The organism is Vagococcus zengguangii (assembly GCF_005145005.1).
Classification (GTDB): Bacteria; Bacillota; Bacilli; order Lactobacillales; family Vagococcaceae; genus Vagococcus_A; species Vagococcus_A zengguangii.
The window spans coordinates 389,304-415,680 of the sequence record NZ_CP039712.1 but is presented as its reverse complement, the minus strand read 5'-3'; the positions used below and the strand labels follow the sequence as shown (position 1 = coordinate 415,680).

At 36.8% G+C, this 26,377-nt stretch carries 25 protein-coding genes and 1 riboswitch; of the genes, 4 read left to right on the top strand and 21 right to left on the bottom strand.

All coding sequences use genetic code 11. The features are described 5' to 3' along the window. Positions 1 to 142: 142 nt before the first annotated feature. The 3 genes from FA707_RS02010 (at position 143) to mafR (ending at position 3,561) form a co-directional block, all read left to right on the top strand. Positions 143 to 901: a MurR/RpiR family transcriptional regulator gene (locus FA707_RS02010; RefSeq protein ID WP_136952654.1), complete on the top strand. Its 759-nt coding sequence runs from the start codon at positions 143 to 145 to the stop codon at positions 899 to 901. A 70-nt stretch (positions 902 to 971) separates the two neighbouring features. Beyond that, positions 972 to 1,964 (top strand): alpha/beta hydrolase, encoded by a 993-nt coding sequence (locus FA707_RS02005; protein WP_136952653.1) that lies wholly within the window; start codon positions 972 to 974, stop codon positions 1,962 to 1,964. A gap of 127 nt (positions 1,965 to 2,091) precedes the next feature. Then, complete coding sequence (gene mafR / locus FA707_RS02000) at positions 2,092 to 3,561, top strand: global transcriptional activator MafR (RefSeq protein WP_136952652.1); 1,470 nt, start codon at positions 2,092 to 2,094, stop codon at positions 3,559 to 3,561. On the opposite strand, the gene FA707_RS01995 is transcribed toward mafR, so the two are convergent. The 9 genes from FA707_RS01995 to FA707_RS01955 all read right to left on the bottom strand — a co-directional run bounded on the left by FA707_RS01995 (position 3,558) and on the right by FA707_RS01955 (position 12,592). Continuing rightward, a complete protein-coding gene (locus tag FA707_RS01995) occupies positions 3,558 to 6,134 on the bottom strand; it encodes an HAD-IC family P-type ATPase (RefSeq protein WP_136954155.1) in 2,577 nt (858 codons plus the stop codon). The two genes, mafR and FA707_RS01995, sit on opposite strands and share 4 nt — an antisense overlap. 161 nt (positions 6,135 to 6,295) lie before the next feature. After that, the gene (locus FA707_RS01990; protein WP_136952651.1) at positions 6,296 to 7,630 is read right to left on the bottom strand and encodes a nucleobase:cation symporter-2 family protein; all 1,335 of its coding nucleotides are present in this window, start codon (positions 7,628 to 7,630) and stop codon (positions 6,296 to 6,298) included. Continuing rightward, positions 7,631 to 8,212 (bottom strand): xanthine phosphoribosyltransferase, encoded by a 582-nt coding sequence (locus FA707_RS01985; protein WP_136952650.1) that lies wholly within the window; start codon positions 8,210 to 8,212, stop codon positions 7,631 to 7,633. A 90-nt stretch (positions 8,213 to 8,302) separates the two neighbouring features. Beyond that, positions 8,303 to 8,400: riboswitch (purine riboswitch) on the bottom strand. A 74-nt stretch (positions 8,401 to 8,474) separates the two neighbouring features. Next, positions 8,475 to 9,194: an AAA family ATPase gene (locus FA707_RS01980; protein WP_136952649.1), complete on the bottom strand. Its 720-nt coding sequence runs from the start codon at positions 9,192 to 9,194 to the stop codon at positions 8,475 to 8,477. Positions 9,195 to 9,211: 17 nt separating this feature from the next. After that, the gene (locus tag FA707_RS01975) at positions 9,212 to 9,646 is read right to left on the bottom strand and encodes a GNAT family N-acetyltransferase (protein WP_246032334.1); all 435 of its coding nucleotides are present in this window, start codon (positions 9,644 to 9,646) and stop codon (positions 9,212 to 9,214) included. A 109-nt stretch (positions 9,647 to 9,755) separates the two neighbouring features. Further along, on the bottom strand, positions 9,756 to 10,490 hold the full coding sequence (locus FA707_RS01970; protein WP_136952648.1) for a hypothetical protein: 735 nt from the start codon (positions 10,488 to 10,490) through the stop codon (positions 9,756 to 9,758). A gap of 303 nt (positions 10,491 to 10,793) precedes the next feature. Next, complete coding sequence (locus tag FA707_RS01965) at positions 10,794 to 11,507, bottom strand: hypothetical protein (RefSeq protein WP_136952647.1); 714 nt, start codon at positions 11,505 to 11,507, stop codon at positions 10,794 to 10,796. A 21-nt stretch (positions 11,508 to 11,528) separates the two neighbouring features. Continuing rightward, entirely contained in the window at positions 11,529 to 12,227 is a 699-nt protein-coding gene (locus tag FA707_RS01960; protein ID WP_136952646.1) for an ABC transporter ATP-binding protein, read from the bottom strand. 8 nt (positions 12,228 to 12,235) lie between these two features. Continuing rightward, complete coding sequence (locus FA707_RS01955; protein ID WP_210409627.1) at positions 12,236 to 12,592, bottom strand: GntR family transcriptional regulator; 357 nt, start codon at positions 12,590 to 12,592, stop codon at positions 12,236 to 12,238. A gap of 154 nt (positions 12,593 to 12,746) precedes the next feature. Between FA707_RS01955 and rlmD the strand changes: the two genes are divergently transcribed. Further along, a complete protein-coding gene (gene rlmD / locus FA707_RS01950; RefSeq protein WP_136952645.1) occupies positions 12,747 to 14,120 on the top strand; it encodes a 23S rRNA (uracil(1939)-C(5))-methyltransferase RlmD in 1,374 nt (457 codons plus the stop codon). Between the two features lie 61 nt (positions 14,121 to 14,181). Here the strand turns inward: rlmD and FA707_RS01945 are convergent, their stop codons facing one another. From FA707_RS01945 to infC, 12 genes are all read right to left on the bottom strand, one after another. After that, the gene (locus FA707_RS01945) at positions 14,182 to 14,721 is read right to left on the bottom strand and encodes a hypothetical protein (RefSeq protein WP_136952644.1); all 540 of its coding nucleotides are present in this window, start codon (positions 14,719 to 14,721) and stop codon (positions 14,182 to 14,184) included. Between the two features lie 140 nt (positions 14,722 to 14,861). Beyond that, on the bottom strand, positions 14,862 to 16,304 hold the full coding sequence (gene proS, locus FA707_RS01940) for a proline--tRNA ligase (protein ID WP_136952643.1): 1,443 nt from the start codon (positions 16,302 to 16,304) through the stop codon (positions 14,862 to 14,864). A 299-nt stretch (positions 16,305 to 16,603) separates the two neighbouring features. Then, entirely contained in the window at positions 16,604 to 17,809 is a 1,206-nt protein-coding gene (locus FA707_RS01935) for a M20 metallopeptidase family protein (protein WP_136952642.1), read from the bottom strand. A 120-nt stretch (positions 17,810 to 17,929) separates the two neighbouring features. Further along, positions 17,930 to 19,162, bottom strand: a complete 1,233-nt coding sequence (locus FA707_RS01930) for a hypothetical protein (protein WP_136952641.1) — start codon at positions 19,160 to 19,162, stop codon at positions 17,930 to 17,932. A 220-nt stretch (positions 19,163 to 19,382) separates the two neighbouring features. Then, on the bottom strand, positions 19,383 to 19,934 hold the full coding sequence (locus FA707_RS01925) for an NADPH-dependent FMN reductase (RefSeq protein ID WP_136952640.1): 552 nt from the start codon (positions 19,932 to 19,934) through the stop codon (positions 19,383 to 19,385). A gap of 187 nt (positions 19,935 to 20,121) precedes the next feature. Beyond that, positions 20,122 to 20,763 (bottom strand): L,D-transpeptidase, encoded by a 642-nt coding sequence (locus tag FA707_RS01920; protein ID WP_246032333.1) that lies wholly within the window; start codon positions 20,761 to 20,763, stop codon positions 20,122 to 20,124. Between the two features lie 267 nt (positions 20,764 to 21,030). Then, the gene (locus FA707_RS01915; protein WP_136952639.1) at positions 21,031 to 22,608 is read right to left on the bottom strand and encodes a peptide chain release factor 3; all 1,578 of its coding nucleotides are present in this window, start codon (positions 22,606 to 22,608) and stop codon (positions 21,031 to 21,033) included. Between the two features lie 244 nt (positions 22,609 to 22,852). Next, positions 22,853 to 23,170 (bottom strand): ArsR/SmtB family transcription factor, encoded by a 318-nt coding sequence (locus FA707_RS01910; RefSeq protein WP_136952638.1) that lies wholly within the window; start codon positions 23,168 to 23,170, stop codon positions 22,853 to 22,855. A gap of 60 nt (positions 23,171 to 23,230) precedes the next feature. Next, on the bottom strand, positions 23,231 to 24,946 hold the full coding sequence (locus FA707_RS01905; RefSeq protein ID WP_136952637.1) for a phospho-sugar mutase: 1,716 nt from the start codon (positions 24,944 to 24,946) through the stop codon (positions 23,231 to 23,233). Positions 24,947 to 25,197: 251 nt separating this feature from the next. Continuing rightward, positions 25,198 to 25,557 (bottom strand): 50S ribosomal protein L20, encoded by a 360-nt coding sequence (rplT, locus tag FA707_RS01900; protein ID WP_135254456.1) that lies wholly within the window; start codon positions 25,555 to 25,557, stop codon positions 25,198 to 25,200. A gap of 54 nt (positions 25,558 to 25,611) precedes the next feature. Then, complete coding sequence (gene rpmI, locus FA707_RS01895) at positions 25,612 to 25,815, bottom strand: 50S ribosomal protein L35 (protein ID WP_135254455.1); 204 nt, start codon at positions 25,813 to 25,815, stop codon at positions 25,612 to 25,614. A gap of 26 nt (positions 25,816 to 25,841) precedes the next feature. After that, positions 25,842 to 26,363, bottom strand: a complete 522-nt coding sequence (gene infC / locus FA707_RS01890) for a translation initiation factor IF-3 (protein ID WP_136952636.1) — start codon at positions 26,361 to 26,363, stop codon at positions 25,842 to 25,844. Between the last annotated feature and the right edge of the window lie 14 nt (positions 26,364 to 26,377).

Here is a 26,377-nt window from a genome sequence, read left to right as displayed (position 1 = left end):
CAAGTCACATTAGTTGTAATTTGTTACAAACAAAAAACATCTTGTTACAACACTAAACAGGCGAATTGTGCCTTTATTTGACCTCTTCTTTCCTCTCATTTATAATAAAACAAGTTGTTATATTTAATAGGGAGGTAACAAGATGTTATTTTTATCTCATCAAGTTGAGTTGAATCAATTAGAAATCGATATTTATCATTACATCACCCAAAATATTGATAAAGTCATTTACATGCGCATTCGTGATTTAGCTAGTGCGACGCATGTTAGTACCACCACCATTTTACGATTTTGTAAAAAATTTGGTTGCCAAGGATTTGCTGATTTTAAATTAAAATTACAAATGTACGTCGCTGAACAGCAAGAGCGTAGTGAGGCGATTCAGTTAGCTGACGAATTACCTTATATTGAGTTTTTAAAGCGAACTAATTCGCTTGATTTTCAACAACCTATTGAAGAAGCAGCCAATATCTTAGCTGATTCCGATCTTATTCTATGTATTGGTATCGGCACATCTGGTGTCATGGCTAGCTATGCTTCGATGTTGTTTAGCTCATTGTTCAATTTGGCTTTACCCATTACTGACCCCATGAATTTACCAATTGAAAATATCTCAGCTCAATTAAATAAAAAAGTTTGTCTGCTGATTATCTCAGTTTCTGGGGAAAATCGTGACATTATCGAATATATCAATCAATTAAGCTTGACCAACACGACCATTGTCTCGATTACAAATAGTGGTAACTCAACAATCTCAAAGTTATCGACGGTTAATATCCCCTACTATACGAATACTGAAATGTACAAAAACACAAATATCACGTCCCAACTACCGGTGACCTATATTATCGAAATGATTGGAAGATATGCTAATCATCTTATCACTCGAGACAGTCAATAATCAAACAAACGGATGATTCTAATCATTTACGTTATAATAAAAAAAACTAATGTAACAGGAGATACCTATCATGTTAAAGCTTCTAAAGTGGGGCTTAATCCCCTTAATAATTCTAGTACCCTTTATCGCAGTTAATTCCCTTGGATTATCCGTCAACGCCATTCAATATATTTTTTCACTGACGCCTGAAGTAACAGATGAAAAACGCTTGAAAGACGTTCAAACAAGAATAAATATACTAAAAGATATCGAATATACATCGGACTATGACAACAATATCGCTGATATTTATTACCCAAAAACGCCCGGAAAATATCCCGTTGTTTTTTGGATACATGGTGGGGCTTATGTTGCTAGTAGTAAAGACAGTGTGGCTGAATATGCTGCTAATTTGGCGGATAGTGCTCAAGTCGCAATTATTTCTATGAACTATGAATTAGCTCCAAGTGCCCCCTATCCTAGTCAGCTACTCCAAACTAGTCAAATGGCACGCTATTTTATTGAAAATGCACAAGAGTTTCCCATGCTAGACCTTGAGAAAATTTTTGTGGGTGGTGATTCTGCTGGTGGGCAAATTGCAGCGCAATATCTCCTAACCCAAACAAATTTAGTTTACGGCAAACAACTAGGGGTACCCAAACTAATCGATAATTCACAGCTAAAAGGCGCCTTACTATTTTGTGGTCCGTATGAAATTAATCAACTAAAAAAGACAGATGGCAAATCAGTATTAGCTAAGTTTTTATACCGAACAGTCGCCTGGGCCTTAATTGGTAAAAAAGATTGGCAAAATGAACCACAAATCGATGAGGCGTCAATCTCTGCTCACTTAACAGAGGATTTCCCACCTAGTTTTATTACTGACGGCAACAAACTATCTTTCCCTGATCATGCTAAAACATTGATTGATCGTTTAGAAGCCTTAGGTATAGAGAATCAATCACTATTTTTTGAAGAAAATAAAGAGCTAGGTCATGAATATCAATTTGACTTTACTAAACCAGAGGCGCAAGTAGCATTTGAACAAGTGGTCCAATTTATTAATAAGCAAATAAAAAACTAAAGACAAGCGAGTGAAAAAGCTCGCTTGTCTTTAGTTTTTTTACAACAATTTATACAAAAATACATACATCAACTAATCAATTTGTTATACTACCATTAAAATAAACGTATAAAAGAGGTGCTTCTTAATGTACGTAGTGGCAAAAAAATTAGTTATTGAAAAAGACTTATTACGTCAAATAAATCTATTTGAATTACTCGTTCAACATGAAGAATTGTCTGGAAAAGAATTAGCTAAAATGATTAACGCATCTGAACGAACGGTTTTCAGTGATATACAATCTTTACGATTCATGCTTCCAAACGGTTGGGCAATTGACTCCGGACAACGAACAGGCTTTAAAGTTATAACAGACTACTCCATGCCCTTAAATGATGTTTGGGAGCATTTTTTTGAAATGTCCATTGGCACTCAATTAATGAAGGAACTTCTCTATTCAAATGAAGTCAACGTTCAAATGTTTCTTCAAAAAGTAGGTATTTCCAAAGAGACCCTGAAAAGGCATGTTCAAAGATTAAACCGAGCGCTTAAAGAATTTAAATTAAAACTCCATATAAGTTCACGAATTATCCAAATAACAAGCAGCGAATTATCTATTAGATTATTTTTCCACCGCTTACTTTTGCCTTTCACAACAAACAATTTCTTCTTTGATGATTACGTTATCCATGCGAGTAACTATCAACGATTTTTGGCACGTTTAGAGCGTCAGGGGTTGGGTATCAAAAACGAAGAAACATTTGGACTGTGTTGGTTTTTTATCAATACAATTCGCATTAAAGCTAATTGTCCGATAGTCATTACCATTCCTAACGAACATGATGAATTACGTAATACTTATCAAATCAATTTACACCAACTCTATCAATCTGAAGGTGTAACACTTGATACAACTGAAAGCTTCTTTGCCTTCTTTTGTTATTTAGAAAGTTGGAATTACTACAATTCCTTTAACCCCACTGTTAAGAATATTTTGAAAAAAAATTATGGCGAAATTTTTGACCATAGCGTTGCGCTTACTAAAAAGATTAGCCATTCATTACAAATTCCAGCTTTAAACGACACAGATTTATCTCGTAATATAGCGCTTTTGTTCTTAAAGTATTATGAATCAGCTGAACTGTTTCAACAATTTTTAAGTGAATACCCTGAACTCTTAAATATGGAACTCAATCATTCTGAAACACTAAAAGACTTATTAAGAGAGACCTTTTCTCGGGAAGCCCCGTATTCAGAATGGAATTTAAGTGAGCATATCGTTGATAATCTCATATTATTAATTAATGAAGCTCTATCAACCATAAAACTTAAAAAGAAAAATGCTTATTTTATTTTTCAATCCGAGCCTTCTTGGAAAATTTTCGTCTACCGCGAATTAAGCAACCTATTCGATGCACATATTAACTTGATTGAAACCAATCTCTCAGAATTAGCGTCTTTAAATTTAGACAGTGATGATATCATTATTGCCAATCATCCCATCAACCATACACAAGTCATTTATTTATCGCTAATCCCAACTCCCTCTGAGCTCCAAACAATAAAAGAAACTGTTCAACCTAGTATTTTAGAAAAAGGAAAAGAAGTAGCGCATTAAGCGACTACTTCTTCTTTTTTGTCCATCATTTTCTTAGTGACTGACTTTTCTACTTCAACGAGAATGAAGACCATTGCAGCAATAGCAATAACTAATAGATGTTGCGCTCCACTTAGACGCGCTGTTCCAACTAGTTGTTGAGCAAATGGAACAAACAATACTGTTCCTTGAACAATAGCTAGAGCTCCTAGTGAAATCCATAATGCTTTATTAGTTAACACTTTTCTTGTTAATGAAAAATCTAGTAACTCACGACAGTTAATCATGTACACTGCTTGTGACAACACAATACTCTGTAATAAGACGGTCTGTTGAACCGCAATATCTTGGATATTCATTGCTATTAAGTAGGAAGGTATTGTAATTAACAATGACACATAGATAATTCTAAACAAGGCATACTTCGATAGAATTGACTCAGCTGGATTGCGTGGTTGACGCTTCATAACCTCTTCATGCGCTGGCTCAAAACCTAACGCATAAGATAATGTGATCGTTGTTACCATGTTCACCCATAAAATCTGAACAGGTGTTAATGGTAACGGATGATTCGTTAATAGTGCCACAATAACAATCAACCCTTGTGCTAAAGCCGTTGGCAAGAAGAAATTAATCGTCTTCTTTAAATTATCAAAAATACGACGACCTTCTTTTACAGCTTTCGTAATTGTCGCAAAGTTATCATCCGCCAATACCATGTCAGCGGCTTGCTTACTCACTTCACTCCCCTTAATTCCCATCGCAATCCCAATATCGGCTTTCTTTAAGGCTGGTGCATCATTGACTCCATCACCGGTCATTCCAACAATTTCTCCATTTGCCTGTAAAGCTTTAACGATACGCAACTTATGCTCAGGTGTTGTTCGGGCATAAACATCAATCTTAGAAACTATTTCGCGTAACGCTGCATCATCCATCGCTTCAATATCCTTGCCTTCAAGTGCTTGCGAGGTGTGTGCCAGACCAATTTCTCGTCCAATTGCTTGTGCCGTGTCACGATGATCTCCAGTAATCATCTTAACTGAAATCCCAGCTTCTCTTGCTTCTTTCACCGCTTGGATTGCCGAAGCTTTCGGTGGATCAATAATACCAGCTAACCCAATTAATTCAATATCTACCACTTCATCATGAGTTAACTCAGTACCTAATACCATGTTTTTCTTCGCCAAGCCTAATACGCGCTGACCTTTTTGTGCTAATGTAGCTGCTTGAGCTAACCAATAATCACGTTGAATAGCCGTTAACTGAGCTTTCGCTAACAAAACTTCCGGCGCTCCCTTGATGTACATGATTTCCTTATTACCAGCAACCATATGCGTCGTCGCCATGTACTTATAGTCCGAGCTAAATGGAATTTTTTGCTCAATTGGTAAAAACGATGTGTCTACTTGCTCTGCATATGTTAGTAAAGCTAACTCAGTAGGGTTGCCAGATAATGCGTCAATACTTTGTGTCGCGTCTAAGCGTAACTCCTGACAATTAGCCATGATAGTCAAAATGGCTTCATCACTACTTGCTAACTCATCGATTGTCATCGCGCCTTTTGCTGTAATGACCTCTACTACTGACATTTGATTTTTTGTTAATGTTCCTGTTTTATCAGAACAGATAACCGTCATCGCACCTAGTGTTTCCACAGCTGGCATACTCTTTACAATCGCCTGTTCTTTAGCCATTTCATTAACACCCATCGATAAAATCATAGTCAAAACAGCTGGTAAGCCTTCCGGTACAACTGCCACAATTAACGCAATAACAGCTGAGGTTAGCGTCTTAACATCCATTCCAAAGCGTAGCGTTGTAAAAAATAATAAGAAAACAACTAAAAATATCAAGCCTTTAAAAATTTGATGATTCAATTGATTCATTTTTTTAATCAACGGTGTTTCTTGCTTTTCAACAGTCTGTAATGCTTGATTAATTTGACCAATTTCTGTACGGTCACCCGTTTCAACCACAATACCCAAACCGGTTCCTGACTGGACTAAAGTTCCCGAAAAAGCCATATTCAGACGGTCACCTAGTGGCGTATTATCAGCTAAGATACTGACTTCTTTTTCAACGGGCAATGACTCACCCGTTAAGACTGATTCTTCAATTGCTAAATCATGTACCTCCATCAACATCAAATCAGCTGGGACTATATCACCAGACTGTAAAAAGACCACATCACCTGGAACCAATTGTTGATTATCAATCGTTTGCTTCAACCCTTTGACTAAAATAGTCGTTTCTTGTCCCATCATTTGCTTTAAGCCATTCAATGACTCTTCAGCTTTACGTTCTTGTAGATAACCGATTAAACCATTGATAATTACAACCGCAAAAATAATGCCCATCTCGACATAATCACCAGTCATTCCTTTTAGAATTCCTGCTACAATTAAAATAATCATTAACAAATCAACAAAATGCTTGCCAATTTTTTTCCACAAAGGAAGTTGTAAGGTTTCAGTTAAATTATTTTGACCATATGTTGTTAAACGTTCTTGACGATGCGCCTCATTCAAACCATTCGCATCGACTGCTAATTTTTCCATTACTTGATTAATTGAATATGTGTACCACTTCATCATTTTCATCACTCCTCTACTCGTTCTTACAAATAATAGTATAAATAATAAAACGATTATTTTACGGTCATTTTTTTCACAACACTCTGAAAAAATTAACAAAAAAACGTATAAAAAAAGGTATGACACATACGCCATACCTTCCATTTCTTATTAATTAATTATTTTTCTTCTTTCAAACCATTTAACGCTAAATTTAAGACAATTGCTACTAAGCTACTAACGACAATTCCATTACTTGCGAACATTTTAACTGTTTCTGGCATAAATTGGAATAATTCGGGTTTAATCGCAAAACCTAAACCTAATCCGATTGACACCGCTACGATTAATAAGTTCTTGTCGTTATTGAAGTCAACCCTCGTTAACATCTTAATACCTTGAACAGCAACCATCCCGAACATGACTAACATTCCACCACCAAGTACTGGTTCTGGAATCATTTGGGCAATAGCCCCCATCTTAGGCAACAGACCTAAAATAATCAAGAAAATCGCTGAGAACACAACTGGCTTACGTGTTTTAATCCCTGAAAGTTGTACTAGCCCAACATTTTGAGAAAAACCAGTATACGGGAACGTATTGAAAATACCACCTAAAATAACGGCTAATCCTTCTGCACGGTAACCACGTTTCAACTCATCTTGACCAATTTTCTTACCAGTAATATCACCTAACGCGAAATACACACCTGTTGATTCCACCATGCTCACAATTGAGATAATAATCATTAATAAAATTGACGACACATCGAAAATAGGTGCCCCAAAGTAAAATGGGGTTGGCACATGTACCCACTGAGAGTCCGATACAATCTCTGTTGACACTAAGCCCATCGCTGCCGCTAATAACGTCCCGCCGACTAAGCCAATTAAAACTGAAATCGAACGAACAAATCCTTTACAAAACATTTGTGTCACTAAAATTAAGACAATCGTAAAGAACGCCAAAATCAAGTTTTGTGAACTCCCAAAGGTTGGTGCAGCTGCTGAACCACCACCCATTTTTTCAATTGCAACAGGAATCAATGTTAAACCAATGGTGGTAATAACTGTCCCTGTAACAAGTGACGGGAATAATTTTTTGACTTTCGAGAAGACTCCCGCAATCAAAACGATAAACACACCCGCTGCAATAATTGACCCATAAATTGCACCAATGCCTTTATTGCTACCAATCATAATTAATGGTGAAACTGCTTGAATCGCGCAACCTAATACGACTGGTAAGCCGATACCGAAGAATTTCGTCACGACTAATTGTAAAATAGTGGCTACCCCACACATGAAAATATCAATTGAAATTAAGTACGTCATTTGCTCAGGCGTAAAATTAAGTGCCTGTCCAATTAATAACGGAACGGCAACCGCTCCTGCGTACATGGCTAATAAATGCTGTAAACCTAAAACAGCTGCTTGACCATTTGAAACATCTGTTTGAGCCGATGATTGAGAACCTTGATTTGCTTTCGTTTTGATGTTTACTGAATTTTCCATTTAAGCGTCTCCTTCTAAAAATGTGACTGAATTATCTTCTAACGAAGCAACACGCGCTAAAGATACTACTTGCACGCCCATCTCTTCTAACAATTGACGACCTTCTTGGAATGATTTTTCAATTACGATCCCAACCGCCGCAACAGTAGCTCCAGCTTGTTCGCACAATTCAATTAAGCCTTTGGCCGCTTGTCCATTTGCTAAGAAGTCATCAATAATTAAAATGTGATCCTCATCAGTAATAAATTTTTTAGAAATAGAAACTTGATTCGTTTCTTGTTTAGTAAATGAATACACAGGAGCTGTTAATAACTCCTCATCCATCGTCACACTCTTTGATTTACGGGCAACAATTAACGGTACATCTAATTCTTTAGCCGCAAAAATAGAAGGTGCAATCCCTGACGTTTCCACCGTTACAATTTTAGTAATCCCTGCTTCTTTAAAGAACTCACCAAAACTTTCGCCAATTTGTGCCATCAATAACGGATCTACTTGGTGCGTTAAGAAACTATCGACCTTTAACACTCCTTGATTTAATACGCGTCCATCTTGTTTAATTTTGTTAACTAATGCTTCCATGTATAACTTCCTTTCCTTTGCCCAACTGATGACAACTATAAAAGAAAAGAGACCTCTTCTTGCGTATAAGCAAAAAAAGGTCTCCTAAACGTCGACGAATTTTCCACTTATAGTCTAACCTTTACGGGGTTAGGTAGAAACGGTCAACCGTATTATGACCATATATAAGTTGTATCAAATTGGATTGTATCTCTATTATGAATGAAAAAACGAAAAAAACAAGTGAAATTTTTAAAATACTCATATTTTTTTCATAAAACGACTAATCTTCTAGCAAATAATGTACCATTCGTTCGGGATTTTCGATAAAAACGCGCATATCGTCAAAGCAAGACGTCTCGCGATAACCCACTTCACTAATCCCCTCTTCCCCGAACTGATAAATCAACGCCTCTGGATGAGCAAGCAAAATCGGTGAATGCGTCGCAACGACTAACTGACTGCCTTCTTTCAACAACTCATCAAAGACCCGCAACAAGGTCATCTGTCTAGCTGGTGAAAGGCCGGCTTCTGGCTCGTCAAAGAAATACAACCCCTGCGCTTCAAAACGGTGTTCAATTAAGGCCATCACCCCTTCACCATGCGACTGCTGATGTAAACTTTTATCACCATAGCCACCAACAGCTAGCTTTTCAATTTCACTCGCTAAATTGTAATAACTCTCCGCCCGTAAAAAATACTTCAAACGTGGCAAACGCCCCGTCTTGTGAACAACTAGTTGTTCTGACAACTGACTATGGGTTGCTTTCGTCGCAAAATTAAACTGTTGACTCCCTCCTTCGGCATTCATCCCCATCGCTACTGCTAACGCCTCAATAAACGTTGACTTCCCTTGCCCATTCTCACCAGAAATAATGGTCAACTTATCTGATAAAACCAGCCCTTCATTTTGTTTAAACCACTTAATAACGGGTAATTCATGATAGTATTCCACTTCAAATTTGTCAGAGGTTTTCATCCTCACTCGCTTAATAAATGACATCCTTTACTCCTTATCAATTAATCCTCAAACCATTTAACAAAACGTTTTTGTAATTTATTGCCATCATATCCCATATTTTCATAAAAGCGATGGGCCTTTACACGTTGACTCCCTGAATTCAAACGAACGCCAGCCACACCTTGGTCTTTAGCACAGTTTTCAATAGCTCTTAATAGTGCGCCTCCAATGCCTTGTCCTTGATAATCCGGGTGAACTGCCACTCCCAACAAATTATAGAGTTCCTCTTCATATAACGTTAAATATCGTTCTGCATGAACATAACCCACTACTTGTTGATCTAATTCAAACACTAGTAACACATGGTCAGGATGCATCAGCACTTTTGACAATAAACGATTGGTTAATTCTAATTCACATGGATAACCTAAAGCAAACTCATTGATTTCATTAAGCGCTAGCCCATCACACTTCATAGCCTCTCGAATCATCATCTCAACCTCCAGTTGAATTTATTACTCGCATTATACGTTGGTTTTTAACAACATTCAAGTTATCATACAAAAAGAGGCCTGATATTCTCATTTCAGCCCTCTAAAAATTTCATTGTTTATTTTTCACTTCTATTTTATTTTTTAATAAATATAATGATACCAAACCCATTAATACATCTCCAATAATTAACACAATCGCTAAACTACCCGGTCCATTAACAAATGATGTGATAGATGTTAACATTCCACTTGAAAATAAGCCGAGTAACCCAAAAACTAAATTAAAAAACTGAAAACTGAAAAAAATAAATAGGACAATTGCTAACTTTTGGAAATTTTTTGGGAAATAAGATGAAATCCAATTAGCTACCAACACAATAAAACTAGCATATATTAGAAAAGTAGTCACAAATATGACAAAACCCGCTTGAACAAATAGCGAATCCAATAAACTGTACGGCTCTCCTTCGTAGATAAAAAAGTCTTTAGGTTGAAGAATAAAATAGTTAATCACATTGATTATAATAATTGAAAAGACGCTTGCTATCATCATGCCAATCGAACAAATTAAATTAGCAAGATACAACTTATTTTCTCTAAAAGAGCTTAAACGATATCTAGTTGAAAACCACACTTTGGTGCTATAAACTACTTGTTGAATCAACAAGAAAAACAGAAACACTATGCCATAGACTAACGTTATCATCATTAAATCATTATTAGTCATTTTATTACTAATCAAATAAAACGATAACAAAGCAATATTCGCAATTAGCGCAATGCCTAGCTCAAGAAGCCACGATTTTTTTCGATCACACCACATCTCTTTTATTAAACTTATCACAGATCATCACTCCTAAATTTTATTAAATTCACCATTTTAACGATACATCTTGCGGTAGTATTCCTCCAATGGTAATTGATAATCTTCACGAATATCATTTGCACTCATTTGACTAATAATTGTTTGTTTTTTCAATAAAGTTTTTGCTTTATCGGCTATATCTAACGTCCTTTAATAAGTTAAAAACTAAGTAATAACTCAAAGCCACTAGTTTTCTCGCTCCTAGACACTTTATCATTGACAAATAGTCCATCTACTACAAACAAAACAAGATAGTCTAATCTTCCCTCATAAACTCATTGATTATTCACGCACCTCAACTCGACTTAATAAAATAATGGCAAAACCACACATACACGCCAAGATCAAAACATTAGTAGCTACCGACAGTGAACGATTGGAAAGTTCAAATGACAACGTTTGACTACTAACTATCCAGTTATAAAGTTTATATAAGACAACAAATAGAATCCCAATACTCACTCCTTGAGCTCTTGGTGGTATGTAAGTTTTCGAAATGATATAAGAAAGTAGAAATAGTAAAAAAACACATAAAACAATAAATAAGATAATATAAAGAAATCCTAAATAAAACCATCCTGATGTTGGGATATTCTCTATAAGCCACCTAACTGAATAGACCTTCTTACCAATCAAAGAAAGACCCACATTTTCAAAACCGAGTAACAAATAGAACAATCCCACATTCGAACATACTAATAAAAACGTTGCAATGAGATTAACCATAAACAACTGCCAATCTTTTAGTGGAATTAAACGATAACGAGCTTTGTACCAAACAAAGTTTTGTCGAATGATTAATAGTAAGGACGTGCCTATAACAGAAGATATTCCAAAACCAAAGACGATTTCCATCATTTCACGTCCACTTAATTTGCCACTATTTATCATATATAAGGATATGATTATTCCGTTAATAGCCAACAAATTAAGCAGAAATATTTTTTTGATATAGCCTACACGCTCTATATATAACCTTTTTATTAATGCCAACATCTTACTCACTCTTCTTTCATATTAGCGGTACATTTTGCGATAATAATCCTCAAGTGACAATTGATAATCTTCGCGAATATCATCAGCACTCATTTGCGCAATCACTTCTTGTTCTTTCAATAACACTACCTCATCGACTAAGCGCTCCATCTCACCAATATGATGGGTTGAAACTAAGACCGTTGCGTCTTCATCAACCCACGAAACTAAGGCTTGAATAATTTTCTCCCGCGCCATAATATCAACGCCACTTAATGGCTCATCCAAAATATATAATGGTACTTGTCGTGATAAAGCAATCGTCAACATGAACTTCTCAAGTTGTCCTTTCGATAAATTGCCAATTTTTTCGCTAGCCTCTAATTCCATGAACTTCATCAATTCCGTTTGTTTCTCTAAATCAAAGTCTGAATATAAATTGACGTAAAATTGAATAATCCGTGTTAACTTTTCACTTTTATCAAAGCCTAACCCACTTTCTAAAAAACTAATCGATGCTTTTATTTTCTCAGATGCCTGCTCACCGTTAATGCTAACCTCACCAGTAAAATTTTTACTTAAACCTGCCAACAAACGCATTAAGGTCGTCTTACCCGCCCCATTTTCACCCAATAAAGCAATAATTTTCCCACGTTCTAAATTTAACGATAGATTTTTGAAAAAGACTTTACGCCCATAACGGTACGTCACGTTATTTAGTTCTACAATATTTGTCATCATCCTGCTCCCTACTCCCCTTGATAGTCTTCAATTAACGCGATAATTTCTTCTTTGGTGAATCCCAGTCCTAATAATTTCTGAATAAAGGCACTAACCTCACCTTGAATCATTTGTTTGCGCAAATAAGTAATCACTGTCTCATCCTCCGTAACAAAACGGCCTAAGCCTTTTTTGGTATAAACAACATCTTTTGCTTCCAATTCAGCAAACGCGCGCTGAATTGTATTGGGATTAGTTTGTAACGCAACTGCCAACTCGCGCACTGACGGTAGTTTTTGCCCAGAAACTAATTCACCCGACATAATTTGAAACATAATATAGCGGGTTATTTGTAAATAAATCGGCTCTGAATTATTAAATTCCACCGGCGACGCCTCCTGTCTAGGTGTGTTACCGTTATAATACACCGACACACATAACCTGTCAACACTAAACGATTATTTAGTGAACCACTTGTTCCTATCGTTAATCTTCAAACTATGCTAAAATCAAGTGACTACCTAAAAAGGAACGATGAACATGAAAACTCAACATAATTTAAAAATCGGCCAAAAGATTACCTTACCAATTAAACGTTTAGGCATTAACGGTGAAGGTATTGGTTATTTCAAAAAAACGATTGTCTTCATACCAGGTGCCTTACCAGATGAAACAGTAACCGCAACTATTTCAAATGTCGCACCAAAATTTGCTGAAGCTACCTTGAATAAAGTTAATAAAGCTTCAAGCGAACGCGTGCAACCCCGTTGTGCTGTTTACGAAGCATGTGGCGGTTGCCAACTACAACATTTAGCTTACGAAGCGCAACTCGTCTTTAAAAACGACGTCGTAAAACAATCTTTAGAAAAACACAAACCAACTGGCTACCAACACTACAAAATGCGTCCAGCAATCGGCATGGACAATCCATGGCATTATCGTAACAAGTTACAATTCCAAATTCGCAAAGATGAACATGGCGTGATGGCGGGTCTTTATCAACCCAACTCACACCGTTTAGTCGGCATTGATGACTGCGTGGTGCAACAGCCGATTACGATGAACATTTTAAATGGTGCCGTACGTATTTTAGAAAAATATAACGTACCAATCTACGATGAACGTCGCAATAGCGGTATTGTCAAAACCTTAATGATTCGAACCGGTCTGAAAACAGGTGAAACCCAACTGGTCTTTATTACCCACAGTCCCAAGTTGCCACAAAAAAATCAAATGATTAACGAATTAAGACACGAATTCCCACAGCTGGTTTCTATTATGCAAAATGTCCAGCCCACTAAGAGTTCCGTTATTATGGGTGACCAAACGATTCACTTATGGGGCAAAGAAAGCATTGCCGAACAACTAGAAGACGTTCATTTTAATCTATCCCCACGTGCCTTCTTCCAATTGAACCCTGAGCAAACAGCTGTACTATACGAAGAAGCACGCAAAGCCTTAGACGCGCAACCTGGCGATAAGATTATCGATGCCTATTGTGGCGTTGGAACAATTGGGTTAAGTGTCGCGAATCTTGTCGGTGAAGTTCGTGGGATGGATACCATTCCAAGTGCCATTGAAGACGCGAAAGAAAATGCCAAGCGTTTAGGCGTCACTAACACGCATTATGAAGCAGGTACAGCTGAAGACTTAATTCCGAAGTGGTTAGAGAACGGCTTCCGCCCTGATGGTATTATCGTCGATCCACCAAGAACTGGATTGGACAAGAAATTAGTCAATACCTTACTAAAATATCCTAGTAAAAAACTAGTATATGTGTCTTGTAATCCTTCGACACTGGCTCGTGATTTAGTTACCTTAACTAAGAAGTATAACGTCGAGTATCTACAATCAGTCGATATGTTCCCACAAACAGCACGTGCCGAAGTGGTGGCTAAATTAACGCTAAAATAAAAAGTTAGAGACTAAATGTCTAACTCTTCTAACTTAACTATAATAAAAAACAGCCTAAAGCTTATATTGCTTCTCGGCTGTTTTTTGTTAATTGTTTTACTATAACAAAATAGTTCATAATACCCATTAAGATTACTATCACCCCAAATAATAGTTTTACTAATTCAAAACGCTCATCTGGTATAAACAGCACTATTAATCCCAAACCAGCATAAACTAAATTATATAGACTTATTCCATGCATATTGGCTATTTCTTGATAAAAAAAACCTCTCGTAAAAGCATAGATAATGATAAATAATCCTAAAACAATTGAAATCAACGTTGGCCCGATTTGGGTTAACACTCCAATAATTAGTGCTAAAATTATATAGATAAACCCTCCTGTAACCGTCACTTGAAAAATATTTTCATCTTTTTGATACTTTTTACCACGTATCATTGAGGTTAGACCAACCCAAAAAAAATATAGCGATATGATAACATAAGCTGTTTCTTCTTTCTGGATTAACGGTACTAAGAATATTAAGCCTAGAAAAACTAATAAGATACACTGCATCAATTCAAATTGTTTAATTGATTGGAACGTTTTTTTCGGCATTATATTTAATCTCCTTCATCATATTTTAAGTATATTATATAGGATAAACTCGCATACTCCATGATAGATTCGAGAATTTTGTATGAAAAAAACATCCTTGTCTTAATAATAAAACAAGGATGTGAAAAAATTATGAATTTTTAATACGCACGTGCCCAATGAACCATTAACTTAGCATCTTCGCCATTCCAAATATCTTTAACACCTGTTAAATCTAAATCAATATTCTCAAATGCGATACAACGAGGCGTTGCACCTGTTAGTTCTTTGATTTCATCTTCAACTTGTTCAGAACCTGAATAAGGTGCAATGACAAAGCCACCCTCTTTAATCATTTCGATAAATTCTTCTTTCGTTGAAGCATGACGTGTTTTTTCTTTTTGACGTTTCTTAGCTGTTTCATAAAGATTTTCATGAATTTCATCTAATAATGCCATTAAGTTTTCGTTCAAGTTTTCGTCTAATGGTAAAGTTGATTTTTCTAATGTATCACGACGACAAACTGTCACGACTTTATTTTCGATATCACGAGGTCCTAATTCAATACGTACTGGAATACCCTTCATTTCAGTTTCATTGAATTTCCAACCTGGTTTTTTATCTGAATCATCCAACTTCACTTTAAAGTCAGCTTTTAATTGTGCTTTTAATTCATTTGCTGCTTCTAATACGCCTTCTTTATGTTGCATGATTGGAACAATCATAATTTGTGTTGGCGCAACACGTGGAGGTAATACTAACCCACGATCATCACTATGAACCATAATCATCGCACCAATTGAGCGCGTCGTAATTCCCCATGAAGTTTGTTGAACATATTGCTCTTTTCCTTCACGGTCTAAGAATTTAATTTCTGCTGCTTTGGCAAAATTATCGCCTAAATGGTGAGAAGTCGCTAATTGTAGAGCTTTTCCATCATACATCAACGTTTCATTTGTGTAAGTTTCATATGCTCCTGCAAATTTTTCACTTTGTGTTTTAATACCTGATACGACTGGTATTGCCAATAAATCTCCTACCAAATCACGGTAAACAGTTAACATTTGACGTGCTTCAATATCTGCATCTTCAAATGTTTCATGACAAGTATGTCCTTCTTGCCAATGGAATTCTGTCGTTCTTAAAAATGGACGAGTTGTTTTTTCCCAACGAATAACATTTGCCCATTGATTATACAAAACAGGTAAATCACGGTAAGACTTGATAATATCACGGAAGTGTTCTGCAAATAATACTTCCGATGTTGGACGAATCGCTAGTCTTTCAGCTAATTTATTGTTACCACCTTCCGTTACCCAAGCAACTTCTGGTGCAAAACCTTCAACATGTTCTGCTTCTTTTAATAATAAACTTTCTGGAATTAATAACGGCATCATCACGTTTTCGTGGTCTAAACGCTCTAAGTGTTTATTAAATTCATTACGGATATTTTCCCAAATTGCTGTAGCAGTCGGGCGTAAAATCATGCTTCCTTTCACACCTGAATAGGCAGCTAATTCACCTTTCACGACAACATCCGTGTACCATTGTGCAAAATCAACATCACGACTGGTAATTTCTTTTACAAATTCTTGTTTTCCCATTTAGCATTCCTCACTTTTAATTTTTTATACAAAAAAACATACTTTAATGCAAGGACCAATATTGGCGGTACCACCTTGCTTTAAAGTATGCTTCACTTTACGTCTTTAGTCGCTGATAAAGGTAGCGAAACCTATTCATACGGGCAGGTTCAAGGGAGCATTGATAAAAATCTCTCAGCTAACGATTTTCTCTCTGAATCAAGCATTGTCCTTTACTATTCCACAAAAATATTCAATTGGTATCATTAATCCACTTCACTATATCACCAAAAAAATATCGTGTCAAATGGCAACCATCATTAATTAGCTTCTAACCAACTTAATGCTACTGCGACATAAGCTGCCGCACCATAAGGCATAGCTTCATCATCCATCACTAGTTTAGGATGATGCAAGTTATACGCAGGATGAACTCTAGAGTCACGCGTCATTAACATTAAGGACGTGCTAGGTACTTCATGTGAGATATACGCAAAATCTTCTGACCCCATTGTTGGAATCGTTGGCATCATAACAGGTAACACTTTCTCTTTTCCTAAATAGTGCGGTAATACATCAGCAATATGTTGTACTAATTCAGGATTAGATTCAAAATAAGGAGCTCCTGCAGGAAATGTTACTTCGGCTTCACAACGATACGCTTGTGCAATATGTTCTGATAACTCTACCATACGTGATTTAATCAGCGCACGTTGTTCTTCATCGTAAGCACGAATGGTCCCACTCATAGAGATTTCATCAGGAATGACATTGGCTGTTTCGCAGCCTTTAATATCACCAATTGTCACTGAAACTACCGCGTTGGGTGGTAATTCGCGTGATTGAAACGTATGAAGCGCATTTTGAATCGCCGCCATCGGAACTAACGGATCAATTGCCAAATACGGCATTGAACCATGTCCGCCACGTCCTTTAATTGTAATCGTGAACCAGTCAACTGATGCCATCGCTTTACCAGGATTCATCACCCCAACTGTCCCAACGTCAACTGGATTGCCTGGGAAAACATGAAGCATTACGGCTGCATCAGGTCTTGGATTTTCTAAGACACCATGATCGATCATATCTTTTGAACCTTTCATGATTTCTTCACCCGGTTGGAACATTAACTTAACTGTTCCTGGAATTTCTTGTTCGTACTTCTTAAGAATTTTCGCTGCTGCTAACATCATAGTTGTGTGCATGTCATGACCACATGCATGCATTTTACCAGGAACTTGTGAGGCATAGTCGACACCTGATTCTTCCTGAATTGGTAAAGCATCCATATCACCGCGTAGTAACATGACCTTACCTTCACCTGTCCCTACTGTTACAGTTAAACCAGCTTGCCCTACGTGTTTGATATTATCATAGCCCATTTCAGACAATTTCTCCGATACAAAGGCAACGGTCTGTTCCAAATCCATCCCAGTTTCTGGATGTTTGTGTAAATGATGACGATTTGTAACCATTTCATTAAATAAAGCTTGTGCTTCTTTCAAAATCGTTTCTTCTAATAGCATGTAATATCCTCCTTTAATGTACGTAATTTAAGTGTAGCGATTATTAAGCGAACGGTCAACCGAAAAAAGACGCTCCACCTGATGGAAACGTCCCTGTTTTGTATTATACACCTAATTAAATTACTCCGCGACTCTTTCACTTTTCGCCATTGGCCATTTGTCAAAGAACGTATTCATATATAACATTGGCATCATATAAACGAATTGTCCGCCTAAAATACCTAACATCGGATGACCCAATCCTAAATCATTGCCTCCAAACGGCCAAATATGTAAGGTTTTAATCCACAAAATCCCAAGCACTGTACCAATGACTAAAACAATTAGTAGTTGCACGAGATTTCTTGCAAATGTTGAGGATATCAACGTTTGGCTTGGATAATCATCAAAGTGATGATGCCACGTTAATAACACATTAATGATAGTTAACGCAAATGATGCCACCGCAATATCTGGCACAATCCCTACTGATTCAGCTAACGGCGTTAAAACGGTTCTTAGTAACGGCAACGCCACTAAAGCTGCACTAATCGCAATAACTAGTCCAATTAAGCCAGCCCATGGTTGTCTAGTTGTAAAGAATTTTTGCGGATAACCGCCCATTCCTTCTGCAGGTAACAAAAAGAAGAAAATAAATAACTGACACCACGCAATCGCAGTTGACCAGCCATCAAACGGAACACCCGTAATCGCTTGACCACCTGTTTGTAACGGAATAAAGCTGGGTAAAATAAAAATAATCCAATTAAATAATGCCAAAAATAAGCCTAAAAATAACGTTCCAAAAGCGCTAGCCCAAGAATCTTGCGTGTGTTTTCTAAAAGGATATTTCTCAAATAAGCTCACTAAAGGAATTTGCGCTAAGATCACCGATAATGTGAAAAAGTTCAACGCTCCCCAACCTTTAATAGCTAATAAAGCTTGTTCCTCGCTAGCAGGTCGTAGTAATACTTGCCAATTAAAAGGTTCCCACCAAATCCCCATCATCCCAACAAAAAGCACAAATCCTAACATTCCAACTAATATTGCTAATAGTAAATAGCGAATACCTGCTTGAGGTTGTTTTAACGTTTTTTTATTCTTTCCATAGTTGCCTAAATTTAACGTAAACCAAACCCATGGTGAAATGATAAACCAAAAGAACGTACCTTCCACCGCTTCTTTCATGAAATGTCCTTGTGTTTCGGCAGAAAGCATTGTTATCGTCTCTCCACCAATCGCTAAAATAATCGCCTTCCAAATCGTTGACCAAACAACCCAGCCTACTGAGGCAATTATCAGTAATAAAATAACCGAGACTCCCCCGCTTATTAACGGATTTTTAAACCTTTTAACTGTCTTATATTGCTCCATAACCCTTCTCCCTTAACCATATTGTTTTTTATACTTTTTCTGATACGTTACTTGCGCTAATAACAACTTAAACTTAACATCCGTTGTAACCGTTTACAAATTAATAAAAATTAGACAAACTATTAGTATTTTTAATAATCAAGAACACTTGACTTATAAAAAAACAAAAAAGTGAGTCCAAAGACCCACTTTATCTCATACGTAATATTTTATTTAATTATTAAACTAATTTGTTGAAGAAATCTAAGTATGAATCAATAATTGTTTGGAAGAATCCAGTTGTTCCTTCATTGAATTCACCATTCTCATCAATTAATTCATGAACTGAACCGATGTAAGCTTCTGGTTGTTGTAGTGTTGGCATATCTAAGAATGCTAAGGTTTGACGTAAATGATGGTTTGCACCGAAACCAGCGATTGCTCCCATTGAAACACTCACAACTAATGCAGGTTTTTTCGCCCAGCTATTTTGGCCATAAGGACGAGAACCGACATCTAACGCATTTTTTAATGCAGCAGGTACTGAACGGTTATATTCTGGTGTAAAGAAGAATACACCATCTACTGATTGAATCTCTTCACGTAAACGTGTCCATGATGCAGGTGTTTTTTCAGGTGTATCAATATCTTCATTGAAGTATTCAACATCACCAAATTCGATAAATTTTGCTTCGTATCCTTCTGGTAATAACTCTACAAATTTGTTAGCAACGATACGATTGTATGAACCTTCTCTTAAACTACCTACTAAAATACCAATTTTTTTTGACATATAAATACACTCCTTGAATTTTGTTTTTTTATGGTTATGATTCCCTAACAATTGTTACTGAGTAACAACTTAAATTCATCTTAACACCTTACAAAAAATAAGTCGAAAGATATGCTTACTTTTTGTCAGTATTTTTGAAAATCGGTTTGTTTTATAGTTTTCTACCTCATCTCACTCACAAAAATCTTTAACTAATCGTCACCGGAGTTCCTGTTGTGATATTATCATAAAACCATTTTGAATCCGGAAGTGGCAGTCTTATACAACCATGAGAAGCTTCTTGTCCTAGTCGAACAGCTTCTTTTTCTTCCACTTCATGTTCATTCCACATTAAGACACTATGAAACAAATAGATACCATGTCCTGAAAAAGAAACCCAATTATAGGCCCAGTCATCGTCATCTGCCCAATAAAATTTATCCCCTCGCTCTGGTTCAATCACAAATTCTCCTGTCGGTGTTGGTGTTCCTGCTTTACTGTCACCAGTTGAACAAATCATTGTATATATTGTCTTATCTTGTTCTTTTATATAGACCCGTTGATCTGCGATTGATACCTCAATACTTATAGCTTCTGGATGTTGAATATTGGGATAAGCTGGCTCTGACGGTTCATTCCATGGGTGCACTGTCTCTTTCAGTTGATCAATTGTTTCAACGGTTGATTGTGTTGTATCAGTTGTTAACGATTCTTTATTATTTTCACTTGAATTATGTTTACTTGCTTTTTGCTTGGTACCCTTATTATTTTTTTCTGCTTTACTTATCATCGCTTTGGCATTTTGCATCGGATCTCGATGTTCCTTAAAAAAATAAACCGATATTGCCATGAGTACGACTACAACTAAGCTTAAACTTCCTATTATTCTTTTTTGACTTTCTTTAATAGTTCCTCCACTCCTTTACTGTTCATTCACATAATCATTATTATCTTCCTAACAAGACCGTTAATGTTCGATAGTTGAACAAGCAACTCCCTCAACAAATAGTTGTTTCCCTAAGCTCATTATAATAGCACTTCACACCAAAAATCCACCTTTTTACGAAAAAACATATAAAAAATGGTATGGCTAAATCGCCATACCATTCCTCATTTCTTATAATAAAGCTTTTAATTCAACATCCGGGTACTTATCATTAAACCAACGCATCGCAAATTCATTTTCGAATAAGAATAAAGGTTGATCAAAGCGGTCACGTACTAAAATGTTACGACTTGAGCTCATTTTTTCATCTAAAATTTCTGGATCAATCCAACGAGCCGTTTTTTTGCCCATCGGTGTCATAATCACTTCTGTATTGTATTCATTCAACATACGATGTTGGAATACTTCAAACTGTAGTTGACCAACGGCACCAATAATATAATCGCCAGTATGGTACGTTTTATACATTTGAATTGCACCTTCTTGAACCAACTGTTCCATCCCTTTGTGGAATGACTTTTGTTTCAAGACATTTTTCGCTGTTACTTTCATAAACATCTCTGGCGTAAATTGTGGTAATTCTTCATAAGCAACTTTCAGTTTACCTGTGAAAATAGTATCACCAATTTGATAGTTCCCTGTATCGTAAAGACCAATAATATCTCCAGCTACAGCATTTTCAACATTCTCACGCGTATCCGCCATAAATTGCGTTACATTCGCTAATTTGATTTTCTTACCTGTACGCTCTAAGAAGACATCCATACCACGCTCAAATTCACCCGAACAAATACGGACAAATGCGATACGATCACGGTGAGCCGGATTCATGTTTGCTTGGATTTTGAAAACAAAGCCTGAAAACTCTTCCTCATAGGGGCTTACTTCTTCACCTGCTTGAGTCTTATGCTCAGAAGGTTTTGGTGCAAATTGTAAGAAAGTTTCTAAGAAAGTTTCTACCCCAAAGTTGGTTAGGGCTGATCCAAAGAATACTGGCGTTAATTCGCCAGCTGCAATGGCTTCTTCATCAAATTCATTACCAGCTTCTCTTACTAGTTCAACTTCTTCTAACACTTGTGAATAAATGCTGTCTTGCGCTAATGCATGCTCACCTTCAATTTCACCGTCTTCATTTAGTGGAATGAAACGTTCACCATCATATTTTTCTGGGTGATATAACTCAATACGATTATGGAATAAATCGTAAATCCCTTCTAAGCCTTTCCCCATCCCAATTGGCCAGTTCATTGGATACGAATCAATTTCTAAGACTTCTTCTAGTTCTTCTAATAAGTCTAACGGTTCACGTCCATCACGGTCTAATTTGTTCATGAAGGTAAAAATTGGAATGCCACGCATACGACAAACTTGGAAAAGTTTTTTCGTTTGTGCTTCGATACCTTTAGCCGTATCAACTACCATCACGGCCGCATCTACCGCCATTAACGTACGGTAAGTATCTTCTGAGAAATCCTCATGCCCTGGTGTGTCCAAGATGTTGACGCGTTTACCATCAAAATCAAATTGCATAACCGAACTTGTTACTGAGATACCACGTTGTTTCTCAATTTCCATCCAGTCAGATTTTGCGAAGTTTCCTGTTTTTTTCCCTTTAACTGTTCCAGCGTTACGAATCGCGCCACCAAATAAAAGTAATTGTTCTGTAATCGTTGTTTTACCCGCATCCGGATGGGAAATAATCGCAAACGTACGACGCGTGTCAACGGCTTGTTTTAATTGTTCTGTCATTAATTGCTTGCTCCTTTATCTTTATACACGTAATATTTTATCTAACTGTCCTTGCAAAGCTTGTTATTTTACATGAGACGGCACCTTTTCCTTTAATTTTCATCGGTTTGATAAAATTTTCATCCTTCCTAGTATAGCATGAAGTAGCGTTTGGATAAAGATTTTCTCTTTGTTCCCCCCAAAAACCACAACAAAAAACTACCTACCAAACAAATCGTTCAGTAGATAGTAATAATTGGGCTAATTATTCTTGAGCTGTATGAGCCACATGGGTGAAGGTTTCAACTAAAATATCTCTCACATGTTGATCTTCAAGTGAATAGTAAACAATTTTTCCTTCACGTCGATTAGTGACAATATGATTTTCTCTTAATACGCGTAGTTGATGAGAAACCGTTGATTGTTCTAACCCCAATTGCGCACAAATTTCCGAAACGTTTAGTTCTCGCTTAAGCAACAACGTTAATATCCTTAATCGTGTGTTATCTCCTAATACTTTATAGAGTTGACTAACATTCGGAATCCATTCTGCTAAAGAATGTGGTGGTACTTGTTTAGACATCATCATCACTTCCTTTGTCTAGATAAACGTCTAAAAACTGTCTAACATCATATGAAACGACTATTTTTGTAATTCTTGAATCGTCTCTTTAATTTTAGCTATCTTATTTGATGCTTCTTCGTGATTACCCGCTTTTGCTGCAATATAGAATTTAATTTTTGGCTCGGTACCTGACGGACGAATGGCTACCCAACTACCGTCAACTAGGAAGTATTTCAAGACATCTGAACTTGGATAGTCCATTGTTTCAACTTTTCCATCTAAGTGTGTACGTGTACCAGTTAAGAAGTCTTCTGTCACTGTTACACCAATCCCGCCAAAACCTTCCATTCCCAATTCACGAACAGATCTCATTAAGTTTTTAATTTTCTCAACACCTTCAACACCAGGCATCGTAACAGAAATCGTTTCTTCTAGATATGTGCCATATTTAGTATATAAGTCCATTAAGCCATCATGTAATGTTTGGCCCTTTTCTTTATAGTACGCTGCTACTTCGGCTAATAAAACAACTGCTTGAACCGCATCTTTATCACGAGCAAAGTCTTTTACTAAATAACCATAGCTTTCTTCAAAACCGAATAAGAATGTTTTACTCTTATCATCTTCATATTGTTGAATTTTTTCAGCGATAAATTTGAAACCTGTTAAGACATCTACCATTTCAACATCATAGCTTTGCGCAACAGCACGCGCCATTTCAGTTGACACGATTGATTTTAACGCGACACCGTTAATTGGTAAGGTGCCTTCTTCCTTCAGCGCATTTAAGATATAATCTAACATTAGCACGCCTAATTGGTTACCACTCAAAATTTGATACTCTCCGTTAGCTAAACGGACAGCAGCCCCCACACGGTCAGCATCAGGGTCCGTTGCCATTAAAACATCTGCACCGACGCGTTCAGCTAATTCAATCGCTTTTTCAAACGCTGAATATTCTTCTGGATTTGGCGATATAACTGTTGAAAAATCAGGATCTGGATTAGCCTGTTCTGGTACAATTGTCACATTTTCAAAACCAGCTTGTGCTAAACCACGTTCCACTAACATTTTTCCTGTACCATGTAATGGCGTGTAGACGATTTGTAAATCTTCAGACATACGGGCGATTAATTCGTGATCAATCGTAACAGCTGTCATTTCAGCTAAATAACGCTGATCGATTTCTGAACCAATCATTTCGATTAATTGATCATCTTCTGCAGCTACTGCAACGGTTAATGGATTGTCGATTTTACGAATATAGTTAATCACTGTATTGGCATCATGTGGTGGCATTTGGCCGCCATCTTCACCATAAACTTTATAACCATTGTATTCTTTAGGATTGTGACTTGCTGTGATCATAATACCTGCCACAGCGTTTAATTCACGGACACCAAATGATAATTCTGGCGTTGGACGTAACCCTTCAAAAACATACGCTTTAATGCCAGCTTTTGCTAAAACACGAGCTGATTCAAGTGCAAATTCTGGTGATTGATGACGTGAATCATAAGCAATCACGACACCACGCGCCATCGCACGCTCGCCTTTATCTTTAATTAACTGTGCTAAACCAGCTGTCGCTTGACGTACTGTATAGATGTTCATGCGGTTAATACCTGCCCCTAAAATACCACGCATACCTGCTGTTCCAAATTCTAAAGGCGCATAGAACGCTTCTTTAATCGTTGCTTCATCATTATTCATTTCAGCTAATTCTATTTTTAATGTGTTCTCTAATTCATCGTAAGCTAACCATTGTTGATATACATCTTGATAATTTGTCATTATACACACTCCAATTTAGATTCTATACCCTTTATTATAAACTAAATACACCTTATAGAAAACGATTTCTATTAATTTACTTAATAATTCTATGATTCATTATCATCTAAAACAAGGAGAAAAGGCGGAAACTGCCCATACGTTTGCTAATTTTATGAAAAATGAGTCAAGGGGTATTCAAAAGGGTATTCAAAAAGGCTCCTCTCATTAAGAGAAGAGCCTAAAACGTTGATAAATCAACTATCTTTTAATTATTTAGCTAAAGCGTCTTTAGCAGTATCAGCTAATGCAGTGAATGCAGCAGCATCGTTAACAGCTAATTCAGCTAACATTTTACGGTTGATGTCAACCTCAGCTAATTTTAAACCGTGCATCATTTTGCTGTAGCTTAAGCCGTTCATGCGAGCAGCAGCGTTGATACGTGCGATCCATAATTTACGGAAATCACGTTTTTTCTGACGACGATCTCTGTAAGCGTAGCTGTAAGATTTCATCACTTGTTCTTTTGCTGTTTTGTATAATGTATGTTTTGAGCCATAGTAGCCTTTAGCTAACTTAAGCACTTTTTTACGACGTTGACGGGTTGTGTAACCACCTTTAACACGTGCCATGTAAAATTCCTCCTCGGGTTTTCAATTCTGTTTTCTGTACTATTCTACTGATTACTATTTTTTCAAGTAAGTTAATTGTTGACGAATACGTTTGAAATCGCCTTTTGATACCATACTTGGACGACGTAATTGACGACGTTGTTTTTTAGTTTTTCCGTGGAAACGGTGACTTGTAAATGCACGGAAGCGTTTCAATCCGCCACCACCTGTACGTTTAACACGTTTCGCTAATCCGCGGTGAGTTTTCATTTTTGGCATTGGTATTTCCTCCTCAAAATCTATTCTTACTTCTCGTTTTTTGGTGCCAGCATTAGAAACATGCTACGGCCTTCCATCTTAGGTTTAACTTCGATGTCGGCAATATCTTTAGCTTCCTCTGCAAAGCGTGTTAAGACGTCCTGACCAATCTGCTTATGCGTAATGGCACGACCTCTAAAACGGATAGATGCTTTAACTTTATCTCCACTTTCCAGAAACTTACGTGCTTGACGTAGTTTAGTATTAAAGTCATTAGCTTCAATCGTTGGACTTAATCTAACTTCCTTAACGTTCACTACTTTTTGTTTTTTGCGAGCTTCGCGGGCTTTCTTTTGTTGCTCAAAACGGAATTTTCCGTAGTCCATGATACGAGCAACTGGTGGTTTAGCATTAGGGGACACAAGCACAACATCTAAGTTAGCTGCTTCAGCGATTGCTAAGGCCTCTGCTTTTGTTTTAACTCCTAATTGATCACCATCTTGAGAAATTAATCGTAACTCACGTGCACGAATGCCGTCGTTCACCATCATATCTTTAGCTATGGTCATTCACCTCTTAATAA